Origin of the sequence: Marinobacter fuscus, from assembly GCF_003007675.1 — a bacterium.
Taxonomy (GTDB): domain Bacteria; phylum Pseudomonadota; class Gammaproteobacteria; order Pseudomonadales; family Oleiphilaceae; genus Marinobacter; species Marinobacter fuscus.
This window is the reverse complement of the sequence record NZ_PXNP01000094.1, coordinates 1-2,255: the sequence shown is the minus strand read 5'-3', so window position 1 is coordinate 2,255 and position 2,255 is coordinate 1. Positions and strand designations below refer to the sequence as shown.

Sequence of the window (2,255 nt, the reverse complement as noted above, 5' to 3'; positions counted from 1 at the left end):
GCATGACACACGCCGAACGCAAGCGTCTCTGGCAGCAACATATCGAAGACTGGCAGGCGTCCGGTTTGTCCGGCATGGCCTACTGTCAGCAGCAGTCACTGACCTATTGTCGCTTTGTTTACTGGCGCAAAAAGCTGGCTGAGCCGGAGACCGTGATTGCGGAGCGCCCGGCTGGGCTCTCTGGCTTTGCCAAGGTGGCAGCGATGCCAGGCACGGCATTGTCAGATGGATTAACGGTGTCATTACCCGGAGGCGTCTCGATCACCGGGCTGCACGCCGGTAATGTGGAGATACTCGGTGCCGTGCTGAGGCAGCTGTAATGCGCCACCGATACCTTCGCCCCTCCTGGGATCTGCCGGAGATTTACCTGTATCGACAACCCATCGATTTTCGCAAGCAGGCCAACGGACTGGCGCTGATTGTCGAGCAGGAGTTAGGCCATAACCCGTTCTCCGGCGCGCTTTTCGCCTTCACCAACCGGCAGCGCAACAAGATCAAATGCCTGATGTGGGAAGACAACGGCTTCGTGCTCTACTACAAGTCTTTGGCTGAAGAAAAATTCAAATGGCCGGGCCCAGAGGATGAGCTGATGTCGCTGAACGGCGAGCAGATCAATTGGTTGCTGGACGGCTACGACATCACCCTGCTTCATGGCCATAAAACCCTGTATTATGAGAGTGTTGGATAGCGGTTTTTGTGGTGTTTTTTAGTGTGTCAGGGCGTTGTTTTTGCTATAATTTCAACATGAAAACAACGCCTGATAACACCTCCAAAACACCCGATTTCAGCGGTCTCTCCACCGCTGAAATGCTGGCTGTTATTAGCAACCTGCAGGAACAACTGGCCACGAAAGATGAAACGCTCCAGAACCATCAGGATCAGTTAAAGCAGCGTGATCAGGCCATTCAAAGCCGGGATGCCCGCATCAAGATCCTTGAAGAACTCCTGCGCCACAAGAAGATCCAGCAGTTCGCCGCAAGCAGTGAAAAACAGCCAAGTCAGACCCTGTTGTTCGACGAAGCCGAGTTGGAAGTCGAAATTGACGGGCTGCGCGACCAACTCCCTGAGGATGTCGAAGAGGCGGATGCGCCACCTCGTTCCCGCAATCGCCGGCAACGCGGCTTCTCCGACACGCTGTTGCGTGAGCGCATTGAGCTAACCCTCAGCGACGAAGAAAAAGTCGGCGCCAGCAAGACCTTCTTCACCAAAGTGAAAGAAGAGCTGGAGTATATCCCGGCCCAGCTGAAGGTCCTGGAGTACTGGCAGGAAAAGGCCGTGTTCGAGCAGGACGGCGAAGAGCGAATCATTGCGGCCGCCCGATCAACACACCCGCTGGGCAAGTGCATTGCCACACCGTCACTGCTGGCTTACCTGATCACCTCCAAATACGCCGATGGCCTGCCACTGTACCGGCAAGAACAGATGTTCAAGCGCCTGGGCCATGACGTGAGTCGCACCAGTATGGCCCACTGGATCATCCGCCTGAACGACGTGTTCAAACCGCTAATGACCCTGATGCGGGAAACCCAGAATGGCAGTGATTACCTGCAAGCTGATGAAACGCGGATCCAGGTGCTCAAAGAAGACGGCAAGAAAGCCCAGTCGGATAAATGGATGTGGGTGACCCGGGGCGGCCCGCCCGGAAAGCCCTCGGTTCTGTTCGAGTACGATCCCTCTCGCGGTGGCCAGGTACCGGTGCGCCTGCTGGATGACTTCCAGGGCATCCTGCAAGCCGATGGCTATTCCGGCTATGGACAGGTATGCCGCGAGAACAAACTGACCCGCATCGGTTGTTGGGATCATGCCCGGCGCAAGTTCGTGGACGCGTCCCGGGCAGCGCCAGCCAAGGGCAAAAAAGGCCCGCCCTCAAAAGCCGACGTGGCCCTGAGCCACATCCGGAAACTGTACGCTGTCGAGAAAGCCGCGAACGAACTGAGTGACGCCGAGCGCTATCGGGTGCGTCAGGAAAAAAGCCTGCCGTTGCTGAACGCCTTCAAGGCCTGGCTGGAGAAAAACGCCAGCAAAGTGCTGAAAGGCTCGCTCACCCGCAAGGCGATGGACTATACCCTGAGTCAGTGGGATACCCTGGTGGGCTACTGCGAACGCGGCGATTTACAGATCAGCAACGTGCTGGCCGAAAACGCCATCCGGCCCTTCGCCGTTGGCCGTATGGCCTGGCTGTTCGCCGATACCACCCAAGGCGCGAATGCCAGTGCCACCTGTTACTCGCTGATCGAAACGGCCAAGGCGAACAA

General features: G+C 57.0%; 3 protein-coding genes. All 3 read left to right on the top strand.

What is annotated here, in order from left to right; genetic code table 11:
* Positions 1–320 (top strand): IS66 family insertion sequence element accessory protein TnpA (gene tnpA, locus C7H09_RS12495; RefSeq protein WP_106762499.1); only part of this gene is annotated, 320 nt, incomplete at its 5' end.
* Positions 320–688: an IS66 family insertion sequence element accessory protein TnpB gene (gene tnpB, locus C7H09_RS12490; protein WP_106762500.1), complete on the top strand. Its 369-nt coding sequence runs from the start codon at positions 320–322 to the stop codon at positions 686–688. The genes tnpA and tnpB, both read left to right, overlap by 1 nt.
* Before the next feature lie 56 nt (positions 689–744).
* Positions 745–2,255 (top strand): IS66 family transposase (gene tnpC / locus C7H09_RS12485; protein WP_106763171.1); only part of this gene is annotated, 1,511 nt, incomplete at its 3' end.

Bases quoted from the DNA above. Each gene is read 5' to 3' on its own strand.
- tnpB (WP_106762500.1), top strand. From the start codon at position 320: ATGCGCCACCGATACCTTCGCCCCTCCTGGGATCTGCCGGAGATTTAC.